The 21,651-nt window shown below is 61.8% G+C and carries 20 protein-coding genes and 3 tRNA genes; 4 read left to right on the forward strand and 19 right to left on the reverse strand.

Annotation, left to right across the window (positions count from 1 at the left end):
- Positions 1 to 4 precede the first annotated feature (4 nt).
- The 15 genes from BJI67_RS08300 to BJI67_RS08370 all read right to left on the reverse strand — a co-directional run bounded on the left by BJI67_RS08300 (position 5) and on the right by BJI67_RS08370 (position 10,460).
- Complete coding sequence (locus BJI67_RS08300; RefSeq protein WP_070072632.1) at positions 5 to 373, reverse strand: DsrE family protein; 369 nt, start codon at positions 371 to 373, stop codon at positions 5 to 7.
- Positions 374 to 467: 94 nt separating this feature from the next.
- A complete protein-coding gene (gene rssA / locus BJI67_RS08305; protein ID WP_070072633.1) occupies positions 468 to 1,409 on the reverse strand; it encodes a patatin-like phospholipase RssA in 942 nt (313 codons plus the stop codon).
- Entirely contained in the window at positions 1,406 to 2,521 is a 1,116-nt protein-coding gene (locus BJI67_RS08310) for a mechanosensitive ion channel family protein (RefSeq protein ID WP_083250763.1), read from the reverse strand. Before BJI67_RS08310 ends, rssA begins: the two co-directional genes overlap by 4 nt.
- 44 nt (positions 2,522 to 2,565) lie before the next feature.
- The gene (gene nagZ / locus BJI67_RS08315; protein ID WP_070072635.1) at positions 2,566 to 3,615 is read right to left on the reverse strand and encodes a beta-N-acetylhexosaminidase; all 1,050 of its coding nucleotides are present in this window, start codon (positions 3,613 to 3,615) and stop codon (positions 2,566 to 2,568) included.
- Between the two features lie 46 nt (positions 3,616 to 3,661).
- Positions 3,662 to 3,746: transfer RNA gene (locus tag BJI67_RS08320), tRNA-Leu, on the reverse strand.
- Positions 3,747 to 3,773: 27 nt separating this feature from the next.
- Positions 3,774 to 3,847 (reverse strand) — tRNA-Cys (locus BJI67_RS08325).
- A gap of 75 nt (positions 3,848 to 3,922) precedes the next feature.
- Positions 3,923 to 3,998, reverse strand: a tRNA-Gly gene (locus tag BJI67_RS08330).
- A gap of 171 nt (positions 3,999 to 4,169) precedes the next feature.
- The gene (pgsA, locus tag BJI67_RS08335; protein WP_070072636.1) at positions 4,170 to 4,715 is read right to left on the reverse strand and encodes a CDP-diacylglycerol--glycerol-3-phosphate 3-phosphatidyltransferase; all 546 of its coding nucleotides are present in this window, start codon (positions 4,713 to 4,715) and stop codon (positions 4,170 to 4,172) included.
- Complete coding sequence (gene uvrC, locus BJI67_RS08340; protein WP_331712254.1) at positions 4,712 to 6,583, reverse strand: excinuclease ABC subunit UvrC; 1,872 nt, start codon at positions 6,581 to 6,583, stop codon at positions 4,712 to 4,714. Before uvrC ends, pgsA begins: the two co-directional genes overlap by 4 nt.
- Positions 6,537 to 7,181 carry a uracil-DNA glycosylase gene (locus tag BJI67_RS08345; RefSeq protein WP_197512916.1) on the reverse strand — a complete coding sequence of 215 codons (645 nt, stop codon included), beginning with the start codon at positions 7,179 to 7,181 and terminating at the stop codon, positions 6,537 to 6,539. The genes uvrC and BJI67_RS08345 overlap by 47 nt, the downstream gene beginning before the upstream one ends.
- The gene (locus BJI67_RS08350) at positions 7,178 to 7,663 is read right to left on the reverse strand and encodes a CYTH domain-containing protein (protein WP_070072638.1); all 486 of its coding nucleotides are present in this window, start codon (positions 7,661 to 7,663) and stop codon (positions 7,178 to 7,180) included. Before BJI67_RS08350 ends, BJI67_RS08345 begins: the two co-directional genes overlap by 4 nt.
- 58 nt (positions 7,664 to 7,721) lie before the next feature.
- Positions 7,722 to 8,696 carry a beta-ketoacyl-ACP synthase III gene (locus BJI67_RS08355; RefSeq protein ID WP_070072639.1) on the reverse strand — a complete coding sequence of 325 codons (975 nt, stop codon included), beginning with the start codon at positions 8,694 to 8,696 and terminating at the stop codon, positions 7,722 to 7,724.
- Positions 8,693 to 9,721 (reverse strand): phosphate acyltransferase PlsX, encoded by a 1,029-nt coding sequence (plsX, locus tag BJI67_RS08360; RefSeq protein ID WP_070072640.1) that lies wholly within the window; start codon positions 9,719 to 9,721, stop codon positions 8,693 to 8,695. The genes BJI67_RS08355 and plsX overlap by 4 nt, the downstream gene beginning before the upstream one ends.
- A 68-nt stretch (positions 9,722 to 9,789) precedes the next feature.
- Entirely contained in the window at positions 9,790 to 9,978 is a 189-nt protein-coding gene (rpmF, locus tag BJI67_RS08365) for a 50S ribosomal protein L32 (protein ID WP_070072641.1), read from the reverse strand.
- A 20-nt stretch (positions 9,979 to 9,998) separates the two neighbouring features.
- On the reverse strand, positions 9,999 to 10,460 hold the full coding sequence (locus tag BJI67_RS08370; protein WP_197512918.1) for a YceD family protein: 462 nt from the start codon (positions 10,458 to 10,460) through the stop codon (positions 9,999 to 10,001).
- Between the two features lie 387 nt (positions 10,461 to 10,847).
- Here BJI67_RS08370 and BJI67_RS08375 point away from each other — a divergent pair, with 387 nt between their 5' ends.
- Genes BJI67_RS08375 through BJI67_RS08385 form a run of 3 tightly spaced genes read left to right on the forward strand, consistent with a single transcriptional unit; the run spans position 10,848 to position 14,701 of the window.
- Positions 10,848 to 12,266 (forward strand): acetyl-CoA carboxylase biotin carboxylase subunit, encoded by a 1,419-nt coding sequence (locus tag BJI67_RS08375; protein ID WP_070072643.1) that lies wholly within the window; start codon positions 10,848 to 10,850, stop codon positions 12,264 to 12,266.
- Between the two features lie 18 nt (positions 12,267 to 12,284).
- The gene (gene oadA / locus BJI67_RS08380; protein WP_070072644.1) at positions 12,285 to 14,120 is read left to right on the forward strand and encodes a sodium-extruding oxaloacetate decarboxylase subunit alpha; all 1,836 of its coding nucleotides are present in this window, start codon (positions 12,285 to 12,287) and stop codon (positions 14,118 to 14,120) included.
- Positions 14,117 to 14,701, forward strand: a complete 585-nt coding sequence (locus BJI67_RS08385) for a Maf family protein (protein WP_070072645.1) — start codon at positions 14,117 to 14,119, stop codon at positions 14,699 to 14,701. Before oadA ends, BJI67_RS08385 begins: the two co-directional genes overlap by 4 nt.
- 36 nt (positions 14,702 to 14,737) lie before the next feature.
- Here the strand turns inward: BJI67_RS08385 and BJI67_RS08390 are convergent, their stop codons facing one another.
- Together BJI67_RS08390 and BJI67_RS08395 are read right to left on the reverse strand one after the other, a co-directional pair.
- Positions 14,738 to 15,439 carry an HAD-IA family hydrolase gene (locus tag BJI67_RS08390; protein WP_070072646.1) on the reverse strand — a complete coding sequence of 234 codons (702 nt, stop codon included), beginning with the start codon at positions 15,437 to 15,439 and terminating at the stop codon, positions 14,738 to 14,740.
- Positions 15,436 to 16,401, reverse strand: a complete 966-nt coding sequence (locus tag BJI67_RS08395) for an RluA family pseudouridine synthase (protein WP_070072647.1) — start codon at positions 16,399 to 16,401, stop codon at positions 15,436 to 15,438. Before BJI67_RS08395 ends, BJI67_RS08390 begins: the two co-directional genes overlap by 4 nt.
- Before the next feature lie 485 nt (positions 16,402 to 16,886).
- Between BJI67_RS08395 and rne the strand changes: the two genes are divergently transcribed.
- Complete coding sequence (gene rne / locus BJI67_RS08400) at positions 16,887 to 19,718, forward strand: ribonuclease E (protein ID WP_070072648.1); 2,832 nt, start codon at positions 16,887 to 16,889, stop codon at positions 19,716 to 19,718.
- Positions 19,719 to 19,777: 59 nt separating this feature from the next.
- Here rne and BJI67_RS08405 read toward each other — a convergent pair whose 3' ends face one another.
- Positions 19,778 to 20,266: a low molecular weight protein-tyrosine-phosphatase gene (locus tag BJI67_RS08405; protein ID WP_070072649.1), complete on the reverse strand. Its 489-nt coding sequence runs from the start codon at positions 20,264 to 20,266 to the stop codon at positions 19,778 to 19,780.
- Positions 20,267 to 20,276: 10 nt separating this feature from the next.
- The gene (locus BJI67_RS08410) at positions 20,277 to 21,629 is read right to left on the reverse strand and encodes an adenosylmethionine--8-amino-7-oxononanoate transaminase (protein ID WP_070074053.1); all 1,353 of its coding nucleotides are present in this window, start codon (positions 21,627 to 21,629) and stop codon (positions 20,277 to 20,279) included.
- Positions 21,630 to 21,651: the final 22 nt, after the last annotated feature.

A 21,651-nucleotide genomic window follows, 5' to 3' on the forward strand; every position in this document is an offset into this window, starting at 1 on the left:
CTCCTTAGTAGGTGAAGGTGACGGTGTCGTCGTCCATCGCCTCGCTGATCACGTAGGCGCCGCCAACGGTTTCCTCGATCTCGGGAATCAGATCGTTGCCCCACAGATCCAGGGTCGGGGTGCAGACCTTGAAGGACACGCCCGCTTCGTGGGCGTCCTTGATGAAATCGTAGACCGACTTGTCGCTGCCTTCCTGCACGAACAGCTTCTCGGCCACGCCGGTCTTGGCCAGCTCGCCGGCACGGGCGGTCAGGATCACTTCGACTTCATACTCCATCGCCGCGGCTACGGTGGCCTGGAAGAACGGCGCGCCCAGTTCCGACGGGTTCGAGGGGTCGGTGTTCACCATCACGATCAACAGCTTGTCAGCCATGGGGTCACTCCATAAGTGGATCACAAAGGAGGCGGCATTATAGGCATGCCCACAGGGCTTTGCCACCTTTAGCGTTCACTAATATTTACGTGCGTCAAGCGTCCGGCAAATGCTCGTTCAGACCGAGTCCGGCCAGTCCGTCGAGTTCGGCCAGGCTGCGCTCGACCTCCTCCCGACCGGCCTCGATGGCCTCCTTCGCCCGATGGAATTCCATCAGTCCGATATGCGCGAGCCTGGGCGAGAGGAGCACATCGGGTGGATCGCCAGCCATCCGGCTGCGCGTGATGCGTATCGACATGATGTTGAGACTGCGGGCCACCACCTCCAGGATCGACGGCCATTCGATATCGCGTTTTTTGCCGCCCTGACGACTCAACAGACGCGTCAGCTGGCGCAACCAAAGCCCACCGCCTTCCTCTTCTTCATCGGACGGACTCACATCTCTCTCGACAGGCGACAGCGGATCCGGAATCGCATGCCGCCGCAGCAGGTCGGAATTGAGATCGACGGCAATGACCACCTCCGCGCCCAGCGCCCGGCACAGAGAAACCGGCACCGGATTGACCAACCCCCCATCGACCAGCCAACGGCCGTCGCGCTCGGCAGGCGCGAACAGGCCGGGCAAGGCGATCGAAGCGCGAACCGCGGCAAGGATGGAGCCTTCGCGCAGCCATATTTCGTTGCCGCTGGCGAGGTCGGTCGACACTGCGCCATAGGGCACGCCGCAATCCTCGATGCTCCGCTCCGGGATCATCGACTCTAGCGCATCCAGCAGACGCTCGCCGTTGATCAGGCCGCCGTTGAAACGCACGTCCAGCATGCCCACCACTTCGCGCCACGTCAGCCGCTCGACCCAATCCCCAAAGGGCTCCAGGGCATCGGTGACCATGGCCGCACCGACCAGGGCCCCGATCGAGGTACCTGCGACGACATCGGGCTCGATGCCATGCGCCCTGAGCGCGCGGATCACGCCGATATGCGCCCAGCCACGTGCGGAACCGCTGCCGAGAGCAAGTCCGATGCGTGGACGTTTCATGCCCCCTCCCCCGCCTGCATCGCGACGGGGCCGGCAATATGCAGCGTGCGTGTGGGGAAGGCGATCTCGGCACCGTACCGTTCGACGATCTCGGCGATCTCCAGCATCACCGCCTGGCGGACGGCCAGGTATTCGGCCCACTGCGTGGTGCGCGTGAAGCAATAGATCATGAAATCGCACGAGGAATCGCGGAATCCGTTGAAATACACCATCAGCGTCTGCTCGGTGTCGATATCCTGGCGTGCGCGCAGCATCGTTTCCACCGCCTGGACGATGCGGCCAAGCACGGCGAGGTCGTCGTAGCGAATACCCACGGTTTCGTAGATTCGCCGGTGCGTCATGCGCGAAGGATTGACCACCGCCATGCTTGCGAACATCGAGTTGGGAACGTACACGGGGCGTTTGTCGAAACGGCGGATGCGCGTGAGCCGCCATCCGATGTCCTCGACCGTGCCTTCGATGTCGCGGTCCGGCGAACTGATCCAGTCGCCGACGGCGAACGGCCGGTCGAGATACAGCATCAGCCCGCCGAAGAAATTCGCCAGGATGTCCTTTGCGGCAAAGCCGATCGCGATACCACCGATGCCGCCGAAGGCAAGCACCCCGGAAATGCTGAATCCCAGGCTCTGCAAAGCGATCAGCGAACCGGTAATCAGCACCGAAACGCGCAACAGCCGCGCCAGGGCCTTGGCCGTCGTGAGATCGATGGACTCCCCGCGCGCCTGTCGCTCTGCGACCAGGCTCGTTTCCAGTTCGCTGATCAGGCGCACGACGAACCAGACGAGCGCGCCGATCACGCCCAGTGTGCGCAGGGCCGGCACCGCGGAAAACAGCGCAGCGCCGGTATCGTGACGAATGATCTCGCCGGCAAAACCGATGCCGACCACCCAGATCAGCAATCGCAGCGGCCGACGGGCGGCTTCGATCAACGCATCGTCCCAGACGTTGCGCGTTCTCGCGGTCTGCCTGCCCAGGCGCTCCAGGATTCTTGCGAGCACCATATTGGCTGCTGCGGCCGCACAGACGACGAGAAACACCTCGAGCATCCAGCCCGTCATCTCGTGACGCTGGAGAAACCCGTAGACACGCTGAAAAGCCGCCGTCCAATCCATGCCCTAACCCGTCCGTTCAGTCGGCTGCCCGTCGTGGCGTTCGTTCAAACATTCAATTCGGCATCGGGAAATTCGGCCAGACCGCGTAGGGCATCCACGGCCGCTTTCCACGCCGGCAGCTGCTGCACACCGGCCAGTCCGTCGACATGCCCCTGCCCGCGCATCCGCGCCAGTCGGACCTGGGCCACGGGATCGGTCTCCGCGGCCTCCAACTCGGCAAGCACCTCCGCTGCGCCTTCCGGATGATTGCACACCAGGAGCATGTCGCAGCCGGCTGCGAGTGCGGCACGCGCACGCTGAGGGTAATCGCCTACGAATTCCGCCCCGGCCATGCCGAGGTCATCGCTGAAAATCGCCCCCGAGAATCTCAGACGCCGGCGAAGTATCTCCTGGAGCCAGAAGCGTGAAAAACCGGCAGGCAGTTCGTCCACCTGGGTGTATACGACGTGCGCAGGCATGATCCCGGCCAGTGTATCCGCCAACATGGCGAAAGGACGCAGGTCGTGGGCTTCTATTTCGGCCATTTCACGCCCGTCGACCGGCAGGGTCAGGTGGGAATCCTCACGTACGGCTCCGTGACCCGGAAAATGCTTGCCGACAGCCTGCATGCCCGCACGTCGCATGCCCCGGACATAGGCCTGGGCCAAGGCTGCAACGGATTCCGGGCGCCGGTGGAAGGCACGGTCGCCAATCACGCCGCTTACGCCATGCGCTAGATCCAGCACCGGGGCGAAACTGAAGTCGACGCCGACCGCGCGCAGCTCCGCAGCCATCAGCCAGCCTGCCTGTTCCGCCAGATCGATCCCGCACTGATGATCTGCGTCGTAAGCGCGTCCCAGCGAGGCCGCCGGCGGCAAGCGGGTAAACCCATCGCGAAAGCGCTGAACCCGCCCACCCTCGTGGTCCACGGCGATCAGTAGGCGCGGATCGCGCAGAGCGTGTATTTGCGCAGTCAGCGCCTGCAGCTGCGCTATCGATTCGAAATTGCGGGTGAACAGGATGACGCCACCGGTGCGCGGATGTGCCAGCCGTTCCCGCGCCTCTGGCGTGAGCGATGTGCCTTCGATATCCAGCATGACCGGTCCTAGACCCATCAGACACCCCCATGGCAAGGATCGACCAAGCGAACCGTTCGAACGATGGTGCCCGGAGCCGGAATCGAACCGGCAAGGCCAGAGCCGGGGGATTTTAAGTCCCCTGCGTTTACCAGTTTCGCCATCCGGGCCGGTATTGAACGGTGTTGCAGAATTTTTGGAGGCTGGGGTCGGAATCGAACCGGCGTACACGGCTTTGCAGGCCGCTGCATAACCACTCTGCCACCCAGCCTTGGGTTGCGCCGGATGATAGCATCATCGGCGCTGACACGAAAAACCCCGGCGGAGCCGGGGTTTTCAGGAAATCTGGAGCGGGAAACGAGACTCGAACTCGCGACCCCAACCTTGGCAAGGTTGTGCTCTACCAACTGAGCTATTCCCGCGGAGGGCGACAATCCTATCCACCCGATTTTTTTATGTCAACCACGTTTCGGAAACCGTCTGGAAAGACTGCTCCATGGCGATTTCACGTTCGGGGGGCGCATTTATAGGGCATTACCTCAAAGCCGTCAACGGGTGCACATGAACTCGGCGAGCACATTTGCTGCACGGCTTCATGCACGCAAGGCGGCGGCAAGATACTTGAACATCGATGCCAGAGTGAAGAATGCTGCCACATAGAGCAATCCCAAGCCTATCCAGCGCAGATCCACGCCGAGCAAGGGCCATTTATAAAGCAGCAGGACCAAGGCCGCCATCTGCGTCGCGGTCTTCAGTTTGCCGATAAAGGCAACCGCCACCTTGCTGCGCTCGCCTACCTCGGCCATCCATTCGCGCAAGGCGGAAACCGTGATCTCACGCCCGATGATAACGATGGCAGGCACCGTCAACCACGCCGTCGAATATTGTTCGACCAGCATGACCAGGGCTGCGGTCACAATCAGCTTGTCTGCCACCGGGTCGAGAAAGGCACCGAACCTCGAGGTCTGATTCCAGCGCCGGGCGAGATAACCGTCAGCCCAGTCGGTGATGCCGGCGAGCAGGAATATCAGCGCACTGACCGGAGGCCCCCAGTGCCAGGGCAAGTAGAATATGAGAATGAACACCGGGATCAAGGCGATCCGCAGCAGTGTCAGCATGATGGGAATATTGAAGGTCATCCTGCATCGCCATGAAAGTGTTCATATATCTGTTCGGCGAGATGCCGACTAACACCCGGCACTTTGGCCAGTTCCTCGACCCCCGCCCTGGCAACCCCGCGCTGTCCACCAAAATGCTTGAGCAGCGATTGGCGACGCTTGGGCCCCAATCCCGGGATAGTCTGCAATGGCGATGTCGTGCGTGATTTGGTGCGGCGCTGGCGATGCCCGCTGACCGCAAAACGATGTGCCTCGTCCCTGATCTGCTGCACCAGATGCAGCGCCAAATGGTGCGAAGGCAGTCTAACGGGGGCCTGCCGACGACTCAAGGTCAGCGTATCAAGTTCCGGCTTACGCCCCTCCCCCTTGGTGATGCCGACGACCGCGACGTCGCTGATCTGCAGTTCCTCCAGAACACGCTCGGCTTCGTGCACCTGACCGCGGCCGCCATCGATCAACAGGATATCGGGCAATTGCGCGTCCTCAGACTTCAGCCGGGTGTAACGGCGCGTCAGTGCCTGGTGCATGGCCGCGTAGTCGTCTCCCGGCGTGATGCCCTCGATATTGAAACGCCGGTAATCGGATTTGATCGCACCCTCGCTGCCGAACACGACGCAGGACGCGACCGTGGATTCGCCCCGGGTGTGGCTGATGTCGAAGCATTCGATGCGCCCGGGCGTCTGGGCGAGTTCCAGAACCTCCTGCAGGGCCTCCAGGCGACGCTCGGTGGTAAGACGGTTTGCCTCGCGCGCCTGCAGGGCCTGTGTGGCGTTCTGCATGGCCATGGCCAGCCACCGCGCACGCTGACCTCGCACCGTGCTGCTGACGGCCACCTTGCGCGTTGCCTGCTGGGTAAGCACCTGGGCGAGCACTTCCGGATCGCAGGGTGCGGGCGTGGCGATGATTTCCGCCGGAGTTTCTCGATCGAGGTAATACTGCTCGAGGAAGGCCTGCATCGCCTCGTCCGCCTCCATGTCGGACGGAATTCGTGGATACAGGGCCTTGTTGCCTAGATTATGCCCGCCGCGGATGCTGAACACCTGCGCGCAGGCATGATTGCCTGATCGCGCCAGCGCAACCAGATCGATATCCCCCGCGCCATCGGTCGTGACGTACTGGCGCTCGCTGATCTGGCGCAACGTGTCGATCTGATCGCGATAGCGTGCTGCACGCTCGAAGGCCAGTTCAGCCGACGCGCGTTCCATGTCGGCCACCAGTTCCGCGATCAGATCGTCGGAATGCCCTTCCAGAAAGCGGATTGCGCGGGCGATATCCTCACCGTATTCGCGCGCTTCGATATAGCCCACGCAAGGTGCGGTACAGCGCTTGATCTGATACTGCAAACAGGGGCGAGAACGATTGGCGAAAAAACTGTCCTCGCACTGTCGCACCCGGAACAGGCGCTGCAGCGTACTCAGCGTGTCGCGTACGGCCTGGGCGGAGGGATAGGGCCCGAAATAGCGCCCCATGGCCTTGCGCGGACCGCGATGAAAGCCGATCTTCGGATAATCTTCACCTTGTGAAACAAAGATATACGGATAACTCTTGTCATCGCGCAACAACACATTATAGCGGGGGCGATGGGCCTTGATGAGGCTGTTTTCCAGCAGCAGCGCCTCGGCCTCGGTATGCGTGACCGTGACCTCCATGGTCACGATCTGCGCCACCATCGCGCGAATCCGCGGGCTGGGCAGACGACTGCGAAAGTAGCTGGATACCCGCTTCTTGAGATCCTTCGCCTTGCCGACGTAGAGCAGCTCCTGCCCTGTACCGAGCATGCGGTACACGCCCGGACGGTGAGTCAGGTTCTTGAGGAAACCTGCGGCGTCGAAACTGGTGGATTCACCCTTGTCCATCGAGATATGCGCGGGCACGCCCCACGATCGCATCGAACATCGCTTCCGTCAGGCGCCCCGTTTGCGTGTTGTAACGGCTGCAGTGATAGGAAGACAGCATCTGCAGATTTCCCGGCAGAGCATACTCGACGCCATGGGCGAAGGGATATCCGCTTTGCTTCAGTCCGAGCGCGCGCAACACGGCCTTGTGCGCGATTCCGCCCAGGGCCAGCACCATCGCCCCAGACGCGAGGCTACTCAGCTCGGCACCCAGATAGGCATTGCAGGCGACGATCTCGGCGGTCACCGGCTTGTTCTCGGGCGGCAGGCATTTCACGGCATTGGTGATCCGGCAATCGGTCAACCACAGACCGTCGTCCGCGCCACTGACCTCGGCAAGATTCGAAAAACCGTACCGTTCCAGCATCCGATACAGCAGGATGCCGGCGTAATCCCCGGTAAACGGCCTGCCCGTCGCGTTGGCACCGTGCATGCCCGGCGCGAGACCCACGATCAACAAACGTGCCGCCGCATCGCCGAAAGGCGCGACCGGAGCATTGTGATACTCGGGGTGGCGCACGCTTACCCGATCCAGGAAATCCGCCAGCCGTGGGCAGCGGCGGCAGGCGGAATCGTATATCCGCGCGCTCACGACCGCGACAAGGGCGGGTTCGCCCAGGCTTTGAACGGATGTTCGACGAGGCTCACGTTGTAGTACCGGATATCGTCGGAAACCTCATCACCCACCCAGTCGGGCCGGGCGAAGGCTGCATCCGGGGACTCGAGTTCGATCTCCGCCACGATCAGGCCCGCGTTATCGCCCTCGAAGACGTCGACCTCCCAACGATGTCCGGCATGGTCCACGAAATAGCGGGTCTTTTCGATCAGCGGCTTGCGGCAGAGGCAGTCCAGTATTTCATGGGCCTCGGCCAGCGGTATCGGATACTCGTATTCGAGCCGGCTCACGCCTAGGGTGGCGCCCTTGATGTTCAGATAGGCATCGTGATCCGACACGCGCACACGCACCGAACTCGTTTCCACACCGCCCAGGTATCCTTGTCTGTAGCGCTTGCTGCCCGCGGCCTGCGCCCGCCAGGCATCAGAAACGACCAGGAACTTCCGTTCGATTTCCATCGGCACCGGATTGCCCTCGAAAAGTTTGCTGAATGCTGCCGGAGGAGCGGCATCATCCCTAGAAACGAAGAACGGCCGATCCCCAGGTGAAACCGCCACCGAAGGCTTCCATCAGCACCAGTTCGTCGCGTCGAATGCGTCCGTCGCGAACGGCAACATCGAAGGCCAGAGGCACCGAGGCCGCCGAAGTATTCCCATGCTGATCGACCGTGACCACGACCCGGTCCATGGGCATGCTCAGCTTGCGTGCCGTCGCGTTGATGATGCGGATGTTTGCCTGGTGCGGCACCAGCCAGTCGATATCCGACTTGTCCAGTCCATTGGCGGTCAGGCTTTCGTCGACGATGCGCCCCAATGTGTTGACCGCGATCTTGAACACCTCGCTGCCGCGCATCCTCACCTTGCCCTCGCCGGCGATCAGTCGATCCTGCCCCTCGGAAATGCCGTAGGGTACGTTGAGCAGGGACTCGTAGCGGCCATCCGCATGCAGGTGGGTCGACAGAATACCCGCCTCGTAGTCGGCTTCCAGGACCACGGCACCGGCACCGTCCCCGAACAGCACGCAAGTCGTGCGATCGGTCCAGTCAAGGATGCGCGAAAAGGTCTCTGCACCGATCACCAGCGCACAACGTGCACTGCCGGTACGGATGAACTTGTCGGCTACACCCAAGGCATAAACAAATCCGGTGCAAACCGCCTGGATGTCGAAGGCAGGTGCCCCGGTGTTCGCACCTAGCCGAGCCTGCAGCAGGCAGGCGGTGCTGGGAAAGATACGGTCCGGGGTGGTGGTCGCTACGATGATCAAATCGACTTCGTCTGGACGCCGCCCGGCCATCTCGAGCGCACGCCGTGCCGCAGCCTCCGCGAGATCGCAAGTGGATTCGTCAGGCTCGGCGATATGCCGTTTCTTGATACCGGTGCGCTCGGTGATCCATTCGTCCGTGGTATCGACCATGCGCTCGAGGTCGTGATTGCTCAGCACGCGTGTCGGCAGATAGCCGCCCGTGCCCGTGATGCGGGCGTAGGGCGTCATGCGGTGGCGCGCCTGGCGAGGAGTGCTTCAAGCTGGCTGTCAATGCGTGCGGGCACGGCCTTTTCGACTTCGAGGCGGGCCACTTCGATCGCGGTCTGCAGGGCGACGGCATCCGAAGAACCATGGCTCTTCACCACGATGCCACCGAGCCCGAGAAAGCTGGCGCCGTTGTATTTGCGCGGATCGATACGCCGCTTGAGCGCATTGAGCACCGGCATGGCGAACAATCCCGACAACCGGGTGAGCCAGGAACGATGAAACTCCTCGCGGAGAAAGTGGGCGATGGTTTTCGAGGCGCCTTCCATCGTCTTCAAAGCGACGTTTCCGGCAAATCCGTCGCACACGACCACATCCACATCGCCGAGGAAGATATCCGTCCCTTCGACGAACCCGATGTAGTTGAGATCGCTGGCCTCGATCAACTGTGCCGCACCGCGCACCTGATCGTTGCCCTTGATGTCTTCCTGACCGATGTTGAGCAGACCCACGCGCGGCCGCGGCCGATTATCCACTGCCCCAACCAGTACCGAGCCCATCACGGCGAACTGATAGAGCTGTTCGGCCGAGCAGTCGACATTGGCGCCCAGGTCCAGCACGTAGGTATGCCCCTTGACCGCAGGAATGGTTGTGCAGATCGCCGGTCGATCGATGCCCGGCAAGGTCTTGAGCACGTATTTGGCAGTGGCCATCAGGGCACCGGTATTGCCTGCACTGACACAGGCCTGAGCCCCACCGTCCTTGACCAGATTGATGGCCACGCGCATGGAAGAGTCCTTCTTGCCGCGCAAGGCCTGCGCAGGTGGCTCGTCCATGCCTACGGTTTGAGTCGTATGCAGAATGCGCACGCGCTCGCCCTCCGTAGCGCCCGCCTGCGCAAGCTCTGCGCGAAGAGTCTGTTCATCGCCAACGAGAATCAGGGCCAAGTCGTCATGCCGGGCCACCGTCTCGACGGCAGCCGGCACTGTCACCGAGGGCCCAATGTCGCCGCCCATGGCGTCAAGGGCGATCGTGATCATGCGCGTCATGCAGGGCCTCCGGGGCGCCGCATGCATTGCGACGCCACGTCACTCCGGTAAAAACGGCGGTAAGGCAATTATTCTTCGGGCACCGCTTCGGGCTTGATGACCTGGCGACCGCGGTAAAAACCGTCCGGCGTGATGTGATGGCGCCGATGCGTCTCACCCGTCGTCGGATCGACCGAAAGCGCCGGGGACTTGAGTGCGTCATGCGAACGGCGCATGCCGCGACGCGAGGGGGTGGTACGTCCTTGCTGAACAGCCATCGTAATATCTCCAAAAAGATCTAGTCTTTGTCTTTCAATGTTCGCAATACGCCGAAAGGTCCTGAGGCACTATCCGCCTGCAAACCTTCCGACTTCTCATTCCCATCTTTCACAAGCCAGGCTGCAGCATCCGGATCACACGCCTCAATCGTGGCATGACGCGGGATCAACGGTAGCGCGAGCAGGATTTCATCCTCGATCAAATCCCGCATGAACAATCCGTCTTCGCCTACCGAAACCACATCCTCGTCTGCGTCCTTGATCCCAAAACGCGCATCGGCCAGAGGCATACGCTGATGCAGAGCTATTTCGCGTCGAAATGCCCCGAGGCAGCGTTCGCAGCGCAGATTCACCGCCCCCCGGCAATCCAGAACCACAAAGGCGCGTCCTGCATTATCACGCTCGAACTCGAAAGAGGCGTCTATCTCGCCAAGCTTGTCCGCAAGCGCCTCGCACAGACGATGCAGCTGGTCGACCGGCACGCGCCCCTGCAAAACCCGCCCTTGATCAGCGGCCTTGAAGGGGTCTATGCGCTGAGCCAGCCTATCGGACATAAGCCGGCAATTTTACTGAATTTCCGAGCACGGTGTCAAAGTACGGCATGGACGTACTCGCAGCATCAAGCAGTGCCCTTGGCAAACCTATCCAGCCGCCACCCCGAACTCCATGTACATATTCCCGCGCAGAGCCGTACCGAGTCACGAGTCTAGCCCAAATCACACCACGCCTACCCGATTCGCGGCAATCATGGATCGCACTTGGCGCACGATCACAGCACCTTTGTTGCCCGCCACCCTGCTTGCTGGGATACTACAAAGACATCCGCCGCGCAGGGCGGCACCCACATTCCGCATTCGCGACGTGCTGCCATGATCAGAAAAATCCTCATTGCCAATCGTGGCGAAATCGCCGTGCGCATCATTCGTGCGTGCGCCGAACTCGGCGTTACCTCGGTGGCGGTGTATACCGATGCCGATCGCCACGGACTCCACGTCAAGAAGGCGGACGAGGCTTATTACATCGGCCCCGACAGCCAATCCGGGTATCTGAGCGTCCATCGCATGGTGAACCTGGCGCGCGCCGCCGGCTGCGATGCGATCCACCCGGGCTACGGCTTCCTGTCGGAGAATGCGGATTTCGCACGTCAGTGCGCGGCCAGCGGCATCGTCTTCATCGGCCCGGATGCCGACGTCATCGAACGCATGGGCGACAAGCTGGCGGCCAGGGCGGCCATGATCGCGGCCGGCGTACCCGTGGTTCCCGGCAGCGAAGGCAATCTCGGCAGCATCGACGAAGCGCTCGCTCTAGCCGACGACATCGGCTATCCCATCATGCTCAAGGCCACCAACGGTGGCGGTGGTCGCGGCATCCGCCGCTGCGACAATTCCAGCGACCTGCGACGCCACTACGATCGGGTCCTGTCCGAAGCCACCAAGGCCTTCGGTTCGGCGCAGATTTTCATGGAGAAGGCCGTCGTCGACCCCCGGCATATCGAGGTGCAGATACTCGGCGACAGGCACGGCCATGTGGTCCACCTGTTCGAACGAGACTGCTCCATCCAGCGCCGCCACCAGAAACTCCTGGAGATCGCGCCATCCCCACAGCTCGACGAAGCACAACGCGCATACGTCGGCGACTTGGCCGTGCGCGCCGCACAGGCTGTCGGCTACAGCAATGCCGGCACGGTGGAATTCCTGCTTGACCACGACGGCAGCTTCTACTTCATGGAGATGAACACCCGCCTGCAGGTCGAACATCCGGTGACGGAAATGATCACCGGCATCGATCTCGTGCAAGCCCAGATCGGCGTCGCCAATGGCCAGCCCCTGCCCTTCAAGCAGAGCGAGATTCGCCGCAACGGCTTTGCCATCGAATTCCGTATCAATGCGGAAGACCCGCAGAACGACTTTCTGCCCAGCTTCGGCCGCATCACCCGGTATTTCGCCCCCGGCGGCCCGGGCGTGCGCACGGACGGCGCGATCTACACGGGCTACTACATACCGCCGCATTACGATTCGATGCTCGCGAAACTGGTGATCTGGGCACAGGACTGGGACGCACTACTGCGACGCGGGCGGCGCGCGCTCAACGACATCGGCGTCTATGGCGTGAAAACCACGATCCCCTATCATCTGCAGATACTGGGAACGTCCGCTTTCCAGCGGGGCAGTTTCGACACCGGCTTCGTGGAGGCGCACCCCGAGTTGACGGACTATTCCCTCAAACGCTCCACGCGGGAAATGGCCGCCGCCATCGCCGCCGCCATCGCCGCCCAGCGCGGCCTTTAACCGGGCACAGGAAGGCTCATGACGCAGGTACACATCACCGAAACCGTGCTGCGCGACGGGCATCAAAGCCTGATCGCCACACGTATGCGCACCCAGGACATGCTCCCGGCCTGCGAACGCCTCGACAAAGCCGGATTCTGGTCGCTCGAGGTATGGGGCGGGGCCACTTTCGATGCCTGCCTGCGCTACCTCAAGGAAGATCCCTGGGAACGCCTGCGGCTGCTACGCGATGCGCTCCCGAACACGCGCCTGCAGATGCTGCTGCGCGGACAGAACCTGCTGGGCTACCGCCATTATTCGGATGATGTGGTACGCGCCTTCGTGGCCAGCGCCGCAGGCAACGGCATCGATGTGTTCCGGGTGTTCGACGCGCTCAACGATCTACGCAACCTGCAGATTTCGATCGAGGCCGTCAAACATGCCGGCAAGCACGCTCAGGGCACGATTTCCTACACCCGGAGCCCGGTACACACCGTCGATCAGTTCGTGCGCCAGGCCAAGCAACTCCAGGCGATGGGCTGCGACAGCATCGCGGTCAAGGACATGGCCGGGCTGCTCACGCCGTTTCGGACCGCCGAGCTATTCGCCGCACTGACGGCGGCCGTCAGTGTCCCCGTGCACCTGCACACCCATGCCACCTCGGGCCAGGCGGAAATGTGTCATCTGAAGGCGATCGAGAACGGGTGCCGTCACATCGACACAGCCATCTCCGCTTTCGCTGGCGGCACCAGTCATGCACCGACCGAGGCCATGGTCGCCGCATTGGCGGGCACACCCTTCGACACCGGGCTCGACCTCGCCCTGCTGCAGGACATCGGGCTCTATTTCCACGAGATACGCAAGAAGTACCACCAGTTCGAAAGCGAATACACCGGTGTCGACACCCGCGTGCTCACCAGCCAGCTTCCGGGCGGCATGATCTCGAATCTGGTCAACCAGCTGCGCGAACAGGGCGCCATCGACCGTTTCGCCGAGGTCCTGGCCGAGATCCCCCGCGTGCGCGAGGACCTCGGCTATCCCCCGCTGGTCACGCCAAGCTCACAGATCGTGGGTACCCAGGCGGTACTCAACGTTCTCACCGGCAAGCGCTACAAGACCATCACCAACGAGGTAAAGATGTATTTCCAGGGGCGCTACGGCCGCGCGCCCGGCCGGGTCAACCCGGTGGTGCGCAGGCAGGCGATCGGCAACCAGGAAACCATCACCCAGCGCCCCGCCGATCTGCTACCGGTGGAAATGGATCGCCTGCGCCAGGAGGCGGGCGAGTTCGCGAGCAGCGAGGAAGACGTCCTCACGGTGGCCATGTTCCCCGAAATCGGAGCTGAGTTCCTGCGCCAACGCGCGGAAAACGCGCTGCAGCCGGAGCCCCTGCTGCCGATCGCCAAATCGGTGGGCGAGGCATCCGCCCAAACCGCGCCGCTGGAATTCAATGCCACGCTGCATGGCGAGACCTACCACATCAAGGTTACCGGCAGCGGCCACCGCCGCGATGCCATCCGCCCTTTCTATGTCACCGTGGACGGCATTCCCGAGGAAATCATGCTCGAGGTGTTGGACGAAATCGTTCTGGACAGCGACACTGCCGGCGCCGCTCCCAAGCCGCGTACGGGAGGCAGCCGCCGCCCGAGGGCGACCCGCCCAGGCCAGGTCTCGACCACGATGCCGGGCACGGTGATCGACGTGCTGGTCACCCAGGGACAAACCGTCAAGGCCGGCGACCCCGTACTGGTAATCGAGGCCATGAAGATGGAAACCGAGATTCAGGCGGCCGTCGGCGGCACGGTCAGCGCCATTCACGTCGCCAAGGGCGACAGCGTCAATCCCGACGAAACCCTGATCGAAATCTCAGCATGACGCGACAACTCGTCCTCGCCTCCTCTTCCCGTTATCGGCGCGCACTGCTGGAGCGGCTGCGTCTGCCGTTCACGGCTGCCTCTCCCGACGTCGACGAAACCCCGGCAGCGGCCGAGTCGCCGCGTGCGATGGTCGAAAGGCTGTCGCAGGCCAAGGCCGCCGCACTGAGCACCCGCTTCTCAGAGGCACTGATCATCGGTTCCGATCAATGCGTGGTTCAGGGCGACAGGATCATCGGCAAGCCCGGAACCCACGCCGCGGCGCGCGAACAGCTCAAGGCCGCCTCGGGCCAGCGCGTCGAAGTACTGACCGGACTCTGTCTGCTCGACGCCGCGACGCAAGCGACATGGCTCGACGTGGTGACCTACGAGGTGGAATTCCGCACGCTCGACGATGCCGAGATCGAACGCTACCTCCTGGCCGAACAACCCTACGACTGCGCCGGCAGCATCCAGTCGGAAGGTCTCGGGATCGCCCTGCTGCGTCACATGCGCGGCGACGACCCTAGCGCTTTGGTCGGCCTGCCATTGATCAGGCTGTGCGAGATGCTGCGCGCCGCCGGGGTATCCGTGCCGCCATAAGCCCAGGAGCGAAAATCAACTTCCTCAGCCTGACTGCTAGCGGCTTTCCGCGCGCCCCTGCGTAGCGGAAGCTCGGCCGCCCGCATCGCTGCCCAGCCACACCGGCAGGTCGGTGATCGCATGCAATATCGTGAGCGGTTCACAGCCCAGAAGGTGCTCGACCGGGTGTACGCCATAGCTGACGCCGACCGCTGACGCACCGGCATTACGCGCCATGTCGAGATCGAAGGTGGTGTCGCCGATCATCAAGGTCTCGCGCGGCGAAACCCCGCATCGCTCCATCAACTCCTCCAGCATCGCGGGATGCGGCTTGGAACGACTCTCGTCGGCACAGCGCGTGGCGTGAAAGCGTGCGCCAAGACCGCTCTCGTGCAAACTGCGATCCAGACCAGAACGCCCCTTGCCGGTGGCGACCGCGAGCAGGTAACCGGCGCCATCAAGTTCGCCCAGCACATACTCCACACCAGGAAACAGGGCCTGAGGAACCGAAGACGCTTCCATGAAAGCCACCCGGTAGGCGTCGGCAAAGTGCGAGATGAAACCCGCATCGGCCTGCGGATACAGGGCTCGCACCGCCTCTCCGATTCCCAGGCCGATGATCCGGCGTATCGATCCGGCGCCTATCGGATCCAGATCGAGTGCGCGCATCGCTTCCTGCATGCAGGCCACGATGCGTGCCTCCGAATCCATCAGGGTGCCGTCCCAGTCGAAGACCAGGAGCGAGAATCTGCGCGTCATGTCTTTTCCAACCTTTCGAGGACGGTGCGCAGGTCTTCGGGCAGTTCGCTTTTGAAGTGGTAGCGACGCCCGCTGCCTGCCATCTGGAATTTCAGTTCGGCCGCGTGCAGAAACTGCCGTTTCAACCCCACCCCGCGCAGTATCCGGTCAGCGGCGAAATCCCCGTAGCGCGCATCGCCGGCCACGGGATGCCCGAGATGTGCGGCATGCACGCGGATCTGGTGCGTACGGCCGGTGTCTATCGCGACCTCCATGAGCGTATGCGCCGGCAATCGCCGCAGCGGCTTGAAACGGCTGCGCGCGCGATCGCCGTCCTCGTCCACCGACACGTTGCGCATTCGCCCACGTCCGGCCTCGCGCGATAACGGCAGGTCTATCTGGCGGCCCTCTCCCTGCCAGCGCCCGTGCAGCAATGTGAGATAGCGCTTCTCAACCTTACCGGTTCGCCACAGATCGTGCAGACGCGTCAAGGCGTCGCGCGAGCGGGCAATCAGCAGCAAACCGCTGGTTTCGCGATCGAGACGGTGCACCAGTTCCAGAAAAGGGGCATGCGGCCGCGCCGCGCGCACCGCTTCGATCAGTCCATAGCGCAAACCGGTGCCCCCGTGCACGGCCAGCCCCGGAGGTTTGTCGAGGACCAGCAGATCCGCGTCCTCATGCACCACCGCATCCTCCACGCGCTCGAGCAGCGCGGGGGGGAGCGATTCCGGGTCACCGCCCTGGACCAACCGTTCGATCGGCGGCACCCGAATCGTATCCCCGGCGGCAAGTCGTTGCGCGGGCTTGGCGCGGCCCCCATTGATGCGGACCTCGCCTCGCCTGACGATGCGATACACGAGACTGCGCGATACGCCTTTGAGCTCGCGCAACAGGAAGTTGTCGAGGCGCTGACCAGCGTACTCCTGGCCGACCGGCAGGTGCCGGACGCGCGATTCCGCGAACTCAGGTACGTTCGTTTTCATAAATGTATGATATCAACATACAATTGACTTTGATGCGCTCACGCAAGCTTGCTATATTTGCGGGGGGGGCCGTCATATATGCAACACAACCGGCCCCTATACAAGCAGTGATTTCCCGTGATCGGGTGTAGCCGGATCACGATCTCCAGGGATCACACCCTCCCAGCGGATGTGCCCCGACTTTTTAAGGTACCGTTTGCCCTTGTTCATGGATGGCCAAAGTACGCAGCAGTTCCACGGCGACGCCGCATCGTTCGCCGCGAATCCGCACGTCAACCGGCCTTCGTCAATACACCATGCAAGGCGCCACTACGGCATGACAAAACCCAGAGCCCCGCGCCGCGCCGACTGGGCGGCCCTGATGCATCGTTTGCTTCGCGACTGGCTGAGCCTGTATCTCGGCAGCCTGCTCGACGCATCCCATCGAATGGGCCAGCCCTGGCGGCCGGCCGAATGCGGGCTCACCAGAAGAGACACCTCAATCCATGAAACGCATTCTGATCAATGCCACCCAGCCGGAGGAGCTGCGCGTGGCCATGGTCGATGGCCAACGGCTATACGATCTCGACATCGAAGTCCCCTCCAGAGAACAGAAGAAAGCCAACGTCTACACGGGCGTCATCACCCGGGTTGAACCCAGCCTCGAAGCTGCCTTCGTCAATTTCGGCAGCGAACGCCACGGCTTCCTGCCATTCAAGGAAGTTGCGCGCGAATTCTATGCCGAAAGCGTGCGCGATCCGGCTGCCCGGCCCACGATCAAGGAAGCCCTGCGCGAAGGACAGACGGTACTCGTCCAGGTCGAAAAGGAAGAACGAGGCACCAAGGGCGCCGCACTGACCACCTTTATCAGCCTGGCCGGACGCTACCTCGTCCTGATGCCCAACAACCCGCGCGCAGGCGGCGTTTCGCGTCGCATCGAAGGCGACGACCGTAGCGAACTGCGTGACGCCATGAGTCAACTGGAAGCGCCCGAAGGCATGGGGCTGATCGCGCGCACCGCCGGCGTCGGCCGCACCGCCGAAGAACTGCAATGGGACCTCGACTACCTGTTGGTCCTCTGGGAAGCCATTCGCACTGCGGCAGCCGAACGCAAGCCCCCCTGCCTTATCTATCAGGAAAGCAACGTCATCATCCGGGCGCTGCGCGATCACTTCCGCAATGACATTTCCGAAGTCATCATCGACGACGCCAAGGTCTACGAGCAGGCGCTCGACTTCGTACGCCAGGTCATGCCGCAAAGCGCACGTAAGCTCAAGTTGTACGAGGATCGCGTTCCGCTGTTCAACCGCTACCAGATCGAACATCAGATCGAGAGCGCCTTCGAGCGAGAGGTTCGTCTCCCTTCGGGCGGCGCGATCGTGGTCGATCACACCGAAGCCCTGATCTCGATTGACGTCAACTCGGCCCGTGCGACCAAGGGCGGGGACATCGAGGAAACCGCACTGAACACCAATCTCGAGGCAGCCGACGAAATCGCACGTCAGCTGCGCCTGCGCGATCTGGGCGGTCTCGTCGTGATCGATTTCATCGATATGGCTCCAAGCAAGCATCAGCGCGAGGTCGAAAACCGCCTGCGCGACGCCCTCAAGCTGGATCGGGCACGCGTGCAGGTTGGCCGGATATCACGTTTTGGCCTGCTCGAGATGTCGCGCCAGAGGCTGCGTCCCTCACTGGGCGAGTCGAGCAACATCGTCTGCCCCCGCTGCAGTGGCCATGGCACGATTCGCGATGTCGAATCGCTGGCCCTTGCGGTGATCCGTCTGATCGAAGAAGAGGCCATCAAGGACAAAACCGCGCAGATCGTCACCAAGGTTCCCGTTGAAGTGGGCACTTTCCTCCTCAACGAAAAGCGCGCAACCATTGGTGATATCGAACAACGGCACGGAGTCAGCGTGATCGTCATACCGACACCTGCGCTGGAAACGCCGCATTTCGAGCTGGAGCGGGTACGAGACGATGGCCGCACCAAGGATGATACCTCCTCACCCGCCGCTTCGTTGAGCTACAAACTGGTGGAAGTACCGGCAGACCCCGCACTTCCGCATGCAAAAGCCCAACATCCTGCGCCGCAGGCTCCTGCGGTATCCATGGTTTCACCACCCGTCCCCGCCATGCCACCGGCGGCGATGTCAGAAACCGTATATACCCCAGCGAATGAAACCGAAAGCAAGCCCGGCCTGATCACTCGCATCTGGCACAGTCTGTTCGCCCCAATGCCTGAACAAGCGACAGAATCCGCTTCCGCTGCGCCACAAGCACCGCGGGTTCGTCCACAGGCGCGTATCGCACCAACAACGCATTCAACCAGCGATTCAGACCGCAAGCAGGATGGCGGGCGTCGGCGTGGCAAACCCCAGCGCGAGCGCACAGCGGAAGACGGGGCACGCACGGAAAACCGACACAAACCACAGGCAGAGAATCGCAGCAAGCCTGCTGAAGCGGAAGCCCCCAGGAAACAAGCCAGCGGCGAGGCCCGCAAAACCCGAGCAAGCGACGAAAATCGCAACGCCTCGGAAGACGGTGATACTGCACCGCGTTCACGTTCGAGCCGCCGACGCTCCAACCGACGTCGGGCGCGTAATCGTGAAGCCGTCGAGCGCGACGATTTGTCGACAGACAGCAGTACTGCCGAGCCGACACAAGAATCAACTGCTGCGGCACCGTCCGAGTTGCCCGCCTCCGGCGAACAGGCAACTACAGATAATGCGGAAAACGCGGCCAGCGACGATAACGCAAACACGAATGGACCGCGCCGACGTCGCAGACGTGGCGGGCAAAAACGGGCAACGGGTTCGGCAGAAAATATCCGAACCGAGGATGGCGACGCCATCCAAACCGGGGAACCGAAGCAACAACCCGCTCCGGCGACAGAGCAGGCAATCCGCTCGACCGCGCACACTGCGGAACCTACCGAAGCGACCACTGAAAGAAAGGTGAATGCCGTACCAGCCAGCGCTCAGCCATCCGCCGCTGAAACCCCGGTTCGAACTCAGCTGGTTAGCGAACCCAGTGAAGCGCCCGGAAAGCACTTAGCACAGGCACCGATGTCTACCGACGCGAGTTCACGCCAAGAAGCGGCTTCCGCTCCGGCAGCAGCACACCAAGCTCAGGTAGAAACCACGCGCGCGCAATCTGCGGCCAATCCCGTCCATGCGGACGGGCATGAGCCGCCGAAAGCTAAAACGGATAACCAAGCTTCAGCCGAACCACGCCCATCGACCGCAGCGTCGCCTGCTGAGGCCCCAGCGCGAGAAAGCGCACCGCAATCGCCGGCTGCGCCTCCGTCTGAGGCCCCTGGCAAGACAGCTGAAGGTTAGTACTCTGCCCAGCCGGCCCCTCCCCGGGGTCGGCTGAGGCTACGGAATCGATCGAGTCCTCAGGTGGATGTGGCTCTTTTGCCGATCTCCTCGATCAATCCGGCACAAGCCTCTTCGACAAGATCCAGCACGTGTTCGAAACCTTCTGACCCGCCGTAATAAGGGTCCGGAACTTCGATTACGCCTCTTTCCGGGGCGAAACTCATCAGCAAGTTCATGGAAGCCACTGATCCCGGATTTCCGACACGCTGACGCAACGCATCAAGGTTCGACTGATCCATAGCTAGGATGTAATCGAAACGTGTCGTATCGGCCGGTTCGAAGCGCCTCGCCCGCTGCGCAGACAGATCATAGCCTCGTCGCGCTGCGGCAGCCTGCATTCTTGCATCAGGAGGCTCGCCAACGTGGTAGGCATGAGTTCCCGCCGAATCCACTCGCACCGGGATACCCGATGCTGACTGTCGCCATAAAGCCTCGAACACCCCTTGAGCCGCGGGTGAACGACAGATATTGCCCATGCAGACGAATAAAACGCCAATCTCTTGCATATGGACCTCGTTATTCGTGCGTCGCCAGTTCAATCCCTTCGATTGCAATGCTACCCAGCGTATCGATCTGCTCTGGTGTGATCACATATGGCGGCATGAAGTACACAACATTGCCTAAAGGCCGCAGTAGGGCACCTTTGCTCAATGCGTGGTGATAGACACGCAATCCCCGCCTTTCCTGCCACGGGTAAGGGGTACGGCTAGGTTTATCAGCAACCATTTCTACGGCCAAAACCATCCCTGTCTGGCGAATCTCAGCCACGTGCGGATGATCTGCAAGCTCTGCTACAGCATCGTACATTCGAGCTGACAAATCTCGGTTGCGATGGACCACATTGTCAGTTGCAAAGATATCCAGCGTTGCGAGCGCCGCACTGCAGGCCAGCGGATTGCCGGTATATGAATGCGAATGCAGAAATGCCGTCATCCGCTCATAGTCGTCATAAAAAGCCCGGTATATCTCATCCGTGGTCAGGACCGCTGCCAAGGGCAGATACCCGGCAGTCAGACCTTTCGACAAGCACATAAAGTCAGGCGTGACAGCTGCCTGTTCGCAAGCGAAGAGCGTGCCGGTACGTCCGAAGCCAACGGCGATTTCGTCAGCGATAAGATGCACACCGAAGCGATTACAGGCATCTCGCAGCAGTCTCAGATACTCCGGGTCATACATTCGCATGTTGCCCGCACACTGGATCAACGGCTCGACAATAACCGCACAGACTTCATCTGCGTGCTGTCCAAGCGCCCGCTCCATATGTGCGAACTGCCTTCTGGCCACGTCGGCACAACTTTCCCCCTGTTCGCGCGCGTAACAATCAGGCCCCGGCACGACGATGGATTCCATGAGCAACGGCGCATAGGTCTCTTTGTAAAGCGCGACATCGCCGACCGATAAAGCCCCCAGCGTTTCTCCGTGATAGCTATTGGACAGGCAGATAAAGCGGGTTTTTTTATGCTGACCTCGGTTAAGCCAGTAGTGGAAGCTCATTTTGAGAGACACTTCCACTGCGGCAGATCCGTTGTCCGCATAGAAGCATCGAGAAAGTCCCGGTGGCGTTATTTCAACCAACCGCTCTGCCAGGGTTACCGCTGGCTCATGCGAGAAACCAGCCAAAATGACATGTTCCAGGGTATCCAACTGTTGTTTAACAGCCGCGTTGATACGAGGATTCGCATGACCGAATATATTCACCCACCAGGAACTCACCGCATCGATATAACGTCGTCCGTCGAAATCTTCCAGCCATACCCCCTCACCTCGTCGTATCGGAATTGGAGGATAGGCCTCATGATCCTTCATCTGCGTGCACGGATGCCACAGCACGGCTAGGTCACGGTTCTGCCATTTCGTATTTTCTTGCATGAGCACCATCCGGATAATTCAA

This window comes from Acidihalobacter aeolianus (genome assembly GCF_001753165.1).
GTDB classification, from domain to species: Bacteria; Pseudomonadota; Gammaproteobacteria; order DSM-5130; family Acidihalobacteraceae; genus Acidihalobacter; species Acidihalobacter aeolianus.